This is a genomic window from Streptomyces sp. NPDC043853 (assembly GCF_056436025.1).
The window spans coordinates 439,903-449,705 of sequence record NZ_JBWKDJ010000006.1 but is presented as its reverse complement, the minus strand read 5'-3'; the positions used below and the strand labels follow the sequence as shown (position 1 = coordinate 449,705).

Sequence of the window (9,803 nt, the reverse complement as noted above, 5' to 3'; positions counted from 1 at the left end):
CCTTGTGCTGCTACTGCCTGCTGTCCGCTGCGCTAGATCCCGAGCTCGTTCTCGATGAAGTCGAAGAGCTCGTCGGGCGTGGCTTCCTGGAGCTTCTCGGCCACGGCTCCGCCGTTCGAAGGGGCTTGCGGTTCACCCCACTTCGCCAGGAGGGCCTGCAGGCGCGAGGCGATGTCGGCGCGCGTTCCGTCGTCGGGGGCGAGGACGGACAGCGCGGATTCGAGCTTTTCGAGTTCCGCGATGCCGGGGGCGGCAGTGGTGCTGCCGTCCTGGACGATCTCGGCGCGCAGGAACTCGGCGAGGACGGCCGGCGTCGGGTGGTCGAAGACCAGCGTCGCCGGGAGCTTCAGCCCGGTCGCGGCGTTCAGGCGGTTGCGGAGTTCCAGCGCGATCAGGGAGTCGAAGCCGAGCTCCTTGAAGGCGCGGCCCGCGCCCACCTCGTCGGTGGTGGGGTGCCCGAGTGCGGTCGCCGCGTGGGTGCGGACCAGCTCCAGGACTGCCAGGGCCTGTTCGGCCTGCGGCATCACCGAAAGCCTCCGCCGCAGCGCCTCGCCGGGGGCTCCCTGCGCGTCGGCGCCGTGCGCGGCACCGTCGGCGCGGGCGCTCTGCGCGAGCCGCCGTACTTCGGGCAGGTCGCCGAGGAACGGGCTGGGCCGTACCGCCGTGTAGCCGGGGGTGAACTGCTCCCACCGGATGTCGGCGACGGCGACGGCCGGCTCGGCCTGGTCGAGGGCCTGCTGGAGGGCGCGGATCGCCGCGCCGGGGGCCATGGCGGGGACGCCGCCGCGGTCCAGGCGTTCCCCGATGGCGCCGCCCGCGGCCAGTCCGGTCTCGCCCCAGCGGCCCCAGGCCACCGAGGTGGCGGGCAGGCCGTCGGCGTGCCGCTGCTCGGCCAGGGCGTCGAGGTAGGAGTTGGCGGCGGCGTAATTGGCCTGGCCGGCGTCGCCGAGGGTGCCGGCGACTCCGGAGAACAGGACGAACGCCGACAGGTCGAGGTCGCGGGTGAGCTCGTGCAGGGTGAGCGCCGCGTCCGCCTTGGGAGCGAGCACGGTCGCGAACCGCTCGGGGGTCAGCCCGTCGATGACCCCGTCGTCCAGGACGCCTGCGGTGTGGAACACGGCGGTGAGCGGCCGGTCGGCGGGGACGGCCGCGAGGAGCGCGGCGAGGGCGTCGGGTTCGCTGACGTCGCAGGCGGCGAGGGTGACCTCGGCACCGAGCGCCGTGAGTTCCTCGCGCAGTGCAGCGGCGCCGGGGGCGTCGGGGCCGCGGCGGCCGGCGAGGATCAGGTGCTCGGCGCCGTTCTCGGCGAGCCAGCGGGCGACGTGCGCGCCGAGCGCGCCCGTGCCGCCGGTCACGAGGGCCGTCCCGCTCGGCTTCCAGGCGGGGGCGGTCGGTGCGTCGGCGAGCGGGGCGTGCGCGAGTCGGCGGCCGTGGAGCCCGGAGGGGCGTACGGCGACCTGGTCCTCGGCGCCGTCGCCGGCCAGGACGGAGACGAGCCGTTCGAGGGTCCTGGCGTCGGCCTGCGGGGGCAGGTCGAGCAGACCGCCCCAGCGGTCGGGGTACTCCAGCGCGGCGGTCCGCCCGAAGCCCCACAGGAGGGCCTGCGCCGGGTCCTGGATCCGCTCGCTGCGGGCCACGGCGACGGCGCCGCGGGTGACGCACCACAGCGGGGCGGTCACGTCGGCGTCGCCGAGGGCCTGGACGAGCGCGGCGGTGCTGAGCAGCCCTGCGTGGGCGCGCAGCGAGCCGTCCTCTTCGGTGGCGTCGCCGAGCGCGAGGAGGGAGAGGACCCCGGCCGGGGCGGCCGCCCCGTGGGCGGCGGTCTTCAGGGTGGCGGTGAGCGTGTCCCGGTCGGCCGGGCCCGATGCCACGGTGACGGTACGCACCTCGGCGCCGCGGTCGGCGAGGGTACGCAGCACGGCGGCGGCCGTGTCCCCGGCCGGGCCGGTCAGCGCCTCGGGCACGACGACCAGCCAGGTACCGGACAGCCGGGGGGTGGTGGTGTCGGCGAGGGGTCTCCAGGTGACGCGGTAGCGCCAGCCGTCGACCGTCGACTCCTCGCGGCTCCGGCGCCGCCACGAGGACAGCGCGGGCAGCAGGGCGGTCAGCGGCTGGTCGCCCTCGACGTGCAGTTCGGCCGTGAGGGCGGCGAGGTCCTCGCGTTCGACGGCGTCCCAGAACCGGGCGTCGGTCGCGCTCTCCGCCTGCGGCGCCGCCGCCTCCACGGGGGCCGCCTCGGGCCAGTACCGCTGGGACTGGAAGGCGTAGGTGGGCAGCTCCGCGCGTTCGGCGCCGGTGCCCGCGAACACCGCGTCCCAGTCCACTGCGACGCCGCGGACCCAGGCCTCGCCGAGCGAGAGCCAGAACCGCTCCATGCCGCCCTCGTTGCGGCGCAGGGAACCGAGGACGGCGGCCTCGCGGCCCGCGTCCTCCACGGTCTCCTGGATGCCGACGGTCAGCACCGGGTGCGGGCTGGACTCGATGAAGACGCCGAAGCCCTGCTCCAGCAGAACGCGGGTGGCTTCCTCCAGTTCCACCGTCCGGCGCAGGTTCCGGAACCAGTAGCCGGCGTCCAGCTCCGTGCCCTCGACCCAGTCCCCGGTGACGGTGGACAGGAAGGGCACCTCGGCGGCCCGGGGCTCGATCGGCGCCAGGAGCTCGGCGAGCTCCTCGCGCAGCAGGTCGACCTGCGCGGAGTGGGAGGCGTAGTCCACGGCGATCCGCCTGGCCCGCACGCCATCGGCCTCGCACGCGGCCAGGAACTCGTCCAGCGCCTCCACCTCGCCCGACACCACCACGGAGGAAGGCCCGTTGGCGGCGGCGACGGAGATCCGCTGCTCACCCCACGGGGCGATCCGCTCCCGGACCTGCGTGGCCGGCAGCGGCACGGACACCATGCCGCCCAGCCCCGCCAGCACCCGCCCGATGGCCTGGCTCCGCAGGGCCACCACCCGGGCCGCGTCCTCCAGCGACAGGATCCCCGCCACACACGCGGCGGCGATCTCCCCCTGCGAGTGGCCGATCACGGCCCCGGGCCGCACACCCGCCGCGCGCCAGACCTCCGCGAGCGACACCATCACCGCGAACAGCGCCGGCTGCACCACGTCCACCCGGTCGAGCGAGGGCGCGCCCTCGGCGCCCCGGAGCACGTCCACCAACGACCAGTCGGTGAAGGGCTCCAGCGCCTTCGCACACTCATCAACCCGGGCAGCAAACACAGGTGAAGCGTCCAACAGCGCCTCGGCCATGCCCACCCATTGCGACCCCTGTCCGGGGAACACGAACGCCGTCCTGCCCCCGATGACCGACCCCTGCACGAGCAGGGGTGCCGTGCCTCCGGCGGCCAGGGTGGCCAGGCCGGCGAGGTGTTCCTCCCGGTCCCGGCCGAGCAGGACGGCGCGTCGGCCGTGTGCCGTGCGGGTGGTGGCCAGGGAGTGGCCGACATCGGTGCGCCGCAGGTCAGGGCGGGTGGCGAGATGGTTCAGCAGGCGTTCGGCCTGGCCGTGCAGGGCCTTTTCGGTCTTGGCGGTCAGCGGCCAGGGCAGCGGAATCCGCGGGTCGGCGCCGGAGCCGTCAGGGGTCGTCGCGGTCAGTAGGGGGTGGGGGTGCCGGGGTGCAGGGGTCCCCAGCCCGTCGGACCCCTGCTCGCCGGTTCCCTGTCCGCCGGTCCCCTGCCCGTCGGACCCCTGTGCCACGGGGGCCTGCTCGATGATGGCATGGGCGTTGGTGCCGCTGAACCCGAAGGAGGACACGCCCGCGCGCCGGGGGCGGCCACCGGTCTCGGGCCAGGCCCGCTGCTCGGTGAGCAGGGCCACCTCGCCCGCGGTCCAGTCCACGTGCGGGGTGGGCTCCGTGATGTGGAGGCTCTGCGGCAGCACGCCGTGCTGCATGGCCAGGACCATCTTCATCACGCCGGCGACACCGGCGGCGGCCTGCGCGTGGCCGATGTTCGACTTGATGGAGCCGAGCAGCAGCGGCCGGTCGGCCGGGCGGTCCTGCCCGTACGTGGCGAGCAGGGCCTGCGCCTCGATGGGGTCGCCGAGGGTGGTGCCGGTGCCGTGGGCCTCCACGGCGTCCACCTCGGCCGCGGACAGCCGGGCGTTGGCGAGGGCCTGCCGGATGACCCGCTGCTGGGAGGGGCCGTTGGGCGCGGTGAGGCCGTTGGAGGCGCCGTCCTGGTTGATGGCCGTACCGCGGATCACGGCGAGGACCGGGTGCCCGTTGCGCCGGGCGTCCGAGAGCCGCTCCACCAGCAGCATGCCGACGCCCTCGGCCGGGCTGAAGCCGTCGGCGTCGGCGGAGAACGCCTTGCAGCGGCCGTCGGTGGACAGGCCGCGCTGGCGGCTGAACTCGATGAAGGTGCCGGGCGTGGACATGACCGTGACACCGCCGGCCAGGGCCATGGAGCACTCCCCCGCCCGCAGCGCCTGCACGGCCAGGTGGAGGGCGACGAGCGAGGCGGAGCAGGCGGTGTCGACGGTGACGGCGGGGCCTTCGAGGCCGAAGGTGTAGGAGAGCCGGCCGGAGACGACGCTGCCCGCGCTGCCGGTGGCCAGGTGTCCCTCCAGGCCGTCGGCGGAGCCGCGGACGAGGTGGGAGTAGTCGGAGCCGTTGGTGCCGACGAAGACGCCGGCCTGGCTGCCGTGGAGGGTCTCCGGGGCGATACCGGCCCGCTCGAACGCCTCCCAGGAGGTTTCCAGCAGGAGCCGCTGCTGCGGGTCCATGGCCAGGGCCTCGCGCGGGGAGATCCCGAAGAACGCCGGGTCGAAGGCAGCCGCGTCGGTGAGGAAGCCGCCCTCGCGGGTGTAGGAGGTGCCCTGGGCGTCGGGGTCGGGGTTGTAGAGCGCCTCGGTGTCCCAGCCGCGGTCGGCGGGGAACCCGGAGAGGGCGTCACCGCCGGAGGCGAGCAGCTGCCACAGCTCCTCGGGGGTGCGGACGCCACCGGGGAATCGGCAGCTCATGGCGACGACGGCGATCGGTTCGGCGTCTGCTCCGGTGGCGGCGGCCGTCGGGGCGGGGCCGGCGGCCGCGGCGCTCTGGCCGGCGAGTTCGGCGCGCAGGTGGCGGGCGAGGACGGTGGGCGTCGGGTGGTCGAAGACGAGGGTGGGCGGCAGCTTCAGGCCGGCGGCGGCGTTCAGGCGGTTGCGCAGCTCGACGGAGGTGAGGGAGTCGAAGCCGAGCTCCTTGAAGGCGCGGCCGGCTTCGACGGCGTCGGGGCCGGCGTAGCCGAGGACACCGGCGACGGCGGTGCGGACCAGTTCCAGCAGCAGCCGCTCCTGCTCGGCCTCCGGCTGCCCGGCGAGCTGCCGGACGAGCAGGGCGGCGCTGCCGCCGTCCTCGGCCGCCTCGGTGCGGGCGCTCTCCATGACCTGGCGCGCCTCGGGCAGGTCGTTCAGCAGCGGCCGGGGGCGGCCGGAGGTGAAGGCGAGGACGAAGCGCTTCCACTCCATGTCGGCGACGGTCAGGGTGGTCTCGTCGCGGTCGAGGGCGTGCCGGAGCGCGGTGACGGCCCGTTCGGGGGCCATCTCGATGACGCCGTGTCGGCGCATGCGGTCGCCGACGGCGCCTTCCGCCATGCCCCCGTCGCCCCACGGGCCCCAGGCGAGGGAGGTGGCGGGCAGGCCTGCGGCGCGCCGGTACTCGGCGAAGGCGTCGAGGAAGGCGTTGCCCGGCGCGTAGTTGCCCTGGCCGGGGGCGCCGAAGGTGGCGGCGAAGGAGGAGAAGAGGACGAACGCGGACAGGTCGAGGTCCCGGGTCAGCTCGTGCAGGTGCCGGGTCGCGTCGACCTTGACCTGGAAGACCCGCTCGATCTGCGCGGGCGTCAGCGCTTCGATGACCCCGTCGTCGAGGACGGCCGCGGTGTGCACGACGGCGGTGAGCGGCCGGTCCGCGGGGACGGCCGCGATGAGCGCGGCGAGGGCGTCGCGGTCGCTGACGTCGCAGGCGGCGAGGGTGACCTCGGCGCCGAGCGCGGTGAGTTCCTCGTGCAGTGCGGCGGAGCCGGGGGCTTCGGGGCCGCGGCGGCTGGTGAGGATCAGGTGCTCGGCGCCGTTCTCGGCGAGCCAGCGGGCGACGTGCGCGCCGAGCGCGCCCGTACCGCCGGTGACCAGGGTCGTGCCGCTCGGCCGCCAGGCGCGTACCGGCGGTGTGTCGGCCAGGCGGGCGCGGACGAGGCGCCGTACGAAGGTCCCGGCGGGGCGGACGGCGACCTGGTCCTCGGCGGCGTCCCCGGCGAGTACGCCCGCCAGGCGGGCCAGCGCCCGCTCGTCGACGGCGTCCGTGCCGGGCAGGTCGATCAGACCGCCCCAGCGCTCTCCGTGCTCCAGTGCGGCCACCCGGCCCAGGCCCCAGATCGGCGCCTGCGCGGGGTCGGGGTGCTGCTCGGAGCGGGCCGCGGCGACGGCGCCGCGGGTGACGCACCACAGTGGGGCGGTCACGTCGCTGTCGCCGAGGGCCTGGAGGAGGGTGAGCGTGGCGATGACACCGGCGGCCGCGTCGGTCCCGGCGGAGGTCAGCAGGGAGAGCACGCCCGATACGGCGGGGCCGTCCGCGAGCGCCTCGCCGATCCGCCCGGCCAGCTCGGCCCGTGCGTCGGGGGTGCCGGGGACGGCCGTGCGCCGTACGTCGGCGCCGTGTTCGGCGAGGGTGCGCAGGACGGCCTCGGCGACGACGTCGTCGGCGGACCCGGTCGGGGTCTCGGGGACGGCGACCAGCCAGGTGCCGGAGAGGCGGCCGGTGGCCGGCTCGGGGGCGGGCTTCCAGGTGATCCGGTAGCGCCAGCCGTCGACGGTGGACCGCTCCTGGTTCTGCCGGCGCCAGGAGGACAGCGCGGGGAGCAGCGCCGTCAGCGCCTCGTTCCCGTCGATGTCCAGCTCGGCGGTGAGAGCGGCCACGTCGTTGGCCTCGACGGCCTCCCAGAAGCGGGCGTCGGCGGTGTCGGCCGGGTGCACGGCGGCGGCCTCGGCGGCCTGGGCGGTGCCGCTCTCCAGCCAGAAGTGCTCCTGCTGGAAGGCGTAGGTGGGCAGGTCCACGCGGCGGGCGCCGGTGCCGGCGAAGACGGCCTTCCAGTCCACGCCCACACCGCGGACGAACGCCTCGGCCAGGGACTGCCAGAACCGCTCCGGGCCGCCTTCGCCCCGGCGCAGGGAGCCGAGGACGGCGGCCTCGCGGCCCGCGTCGTCGATGGTCTCCTGCATACCGACGGTCAGGACGGGGTGCGGGCTGGACTCGACGAACACGCCGAAGCCCTGCTCCAGGAGGGTGCGGGTGGCCTGCTCCAGCTCGACGGTCTGCCGAAGGTTGCGGAACCAGTAACCGGCATCGAGCTCCGGGCCCTTGACCCATGCGCCGGTCACGGTGGAGAGGAACGGGACCTCGGCGTCCTGCGGGGTGATCGGAGCCAGCAGCTCGGCCAGCTCCTCCTTCAGCAGGTCGACCTGCGCGGAGTGGGAGGCGTAGTCCACAGCGATCCGCTTCGCCCGCACACCGTCCGCCTCGCAGGCGGCCAGAAACTCGTCCAGCGCCTGCGCCTCGCCCGACACCACCACGGACGACGGCCCGTTGGCGGCGGCGACGGAGATCCGCTCCTCACCCCACGGCCCGATCCGCTCCCGGACCGCCGCCGCCGGCAGCGGCACGGACACCATGCCGCCCAACCCCGCCAGCACCCGCCCGATGGCCTGGCTCCGCAGCGCCACCACCCGGGCCGCATCCTCCAGCGACAGGATCCCCGCCACACAGGCGGCAGCAATCTCGCCCTGCGAATGCCCGATCACAGCGCCGGGCCGCACACCCGCCGCCCGCCAGACCTCCGCCAACGACACCATCACCGCGAACAGCGCGGGCTGCACCACGTCCACACGGTCGAACGAGGGCGCGCCGTCGGCGCCCCGGAGCACATCCACCAACGACCAGTCGGTGAAGGGCTCCAGCGCCTTCGCACACTCATCCACCCGGGCCGCGAACTCCGGCGAAGCGTCCAGCAGCCCCGCCGCCATACCGACCCACTGCGAGCCCTGGCCCGGGAACACGAACGCCGTCTTCCCGCCGACCACGGAGCCGGTCACCACACCCGCGGCCATCGCGCCCGACGCGACCGCGCCGACCGCGGCGGCGTGGTCGGCGAGGACCACGGCCCGGTGCTCCAGGCCGGCCCGGGTCGACGCCAGCGACCAGGCGACGTCGACCGGGTCGGCCGCGATGCCGGCCTCCCCGGCGAGCCAGCCCGCCAGGCGTTCCGCCTGCGCCCGCAGCGCGGCCGCGCTCTTGCCCGACAGCAGCCACGGCACCACCGGCATCACCGAGCGCGGCTCCGCCTCGGGCGTCTGCGCCTCGGGCGTCTGCGCCGCGTCCGCGGGCTCCGCCTCGGGGGCCTGCTCGACGATCACGTGCGCGTTCGTGCCGCTGAACCCGAACGACGACACGCCCGCACGCCGCGGGGCTCCCGTCTGCGGCCAGGGGACGCTCTCGCCGATCAGCGAGACGGCGCCCGCCTCCCAGTCGACGTGCGGGGTCGGCTCGTCCAGGTGGAGGGTCTTGGGCACGATGCCGTGGCGCATCGCCTCGACCATCTTGATGATGCTCGCGACGCCGGCGGCGGCCTGGGTGTGCCCGATGTTGGACTTGATGGAGCCGAGCAGCAGCGGCCGTTCGGCGGGGCGGTCCTGGCCGTACGCGGCCAGCAGGGCCTGCGCTTCGATCGGGTCGCCCAGCGTCGTTCCCGTGCCGTGGGCCTCGACGACGTCGACGTCGGCGGCGGCCAGGCGGGCGTTGGTGAGCGCCTGGTGGATGACGCGCTGCTGCGAGGGCCCGTTGGGGGCGGTCAGGCCGTTGGAGGCGCCGTCCTGGTTGACGGCGGAGCCGCGGATCACGGCGAGCACCGGGTGCCCGTTGCGCTGGGCGTCGGACAGCTTCTCGACGAGGAGCATGCCGACGCCCTCGCCCCAGCCGGTGCCGTCGGCGGCGGCCGCGAAGGGCTTGCAGCGGCCGTCGGGGGCCAGCCCGCGCTGGCGGCTGAACTCGGTGAAGGTGGCGGGGGTCGCCATGACGGTGACACCGCCGGCGAGGGCCATGGAACACTCACCCGCCCGCAGCGCCTGCACGGCCAGGTGCAGGGCGATCAGGGAGGACGAGCAGGCGGTGTCGATGGTGACCGCCGGCCCCTCCAGGCCGAAGGTGTACGCCACCCGGCCGGAGGCGATGCTGCCGGAGCTGCCGGTGCCGAGGAAGCCCTCGACGCCCTCGGGGACGGTGTCCAGGCGGGCGGTGTAGTCGTGGTACATGACGCCGGCGAAGACGCCGGTCCGGCTGCCGCGCAGGGAGGTCGGGTCGATGCCGGCCCGCTCGAACGCCTCCCAGGAGGACTCCAGCAGCAGCCGCTGCTGCGGGTCCATCGCGAGGGCCTCGCGCGGGGAGATCCCGAAGGGGGCCGGGTCGAAGCGGGCGGCGTCGTAGAGGAAGCCGCCCTCGCTGACGTAGCTGGAGCCGGCGCTGTCGGGGTCGGCGTCGTAGAGCGTCTCCACGTCCCAGCCGCGGTCGACGGGGAACGCGGAGATCGCGTCGGTGCCGTCGGCGACGAGCCGCCACAGGTCCTCGGGGGTGCGGACACCGCCCGGGTAGCGGCAGCTCATCGCTACGATCGCGATGGGTTCCTGGTTCTGTTCCTCGACCTCGCGCAACCGCCTGCGGGCCTGGCGCAGATCGGCGGTCGCCCGCTTGAGGTAGTCGCGAAGCTTGTCCTCGTTCACCATGTGCGTGGGCTCCATGCCAGAGAGGCGGTCGTACGGGTCGTTCTGACCGTGGTG

1 protein-coding gene is annotated in these 9,803 nt (G+C 75.2%); it reads right to left on the bottom strand.

All coding sequences use genetic code 11. The features are described from left to right. Positions 1 to 32: 32 nt before the first annotated feature. The gene (locus tag AC067U_RS19040) at positions 33 to 9,746 is read right to left on the bottom strand and encodes a type I polyketide synthase (RefSeq protein WP_478830920.1); all 9,714 of its coding nucleotides are present in this window, start codon (positions 9,744 to 9,746) and stop codon (positions 33 to 35) included. Positions 9,747 to 9,803: the final 57 nt, after the last annotated feature.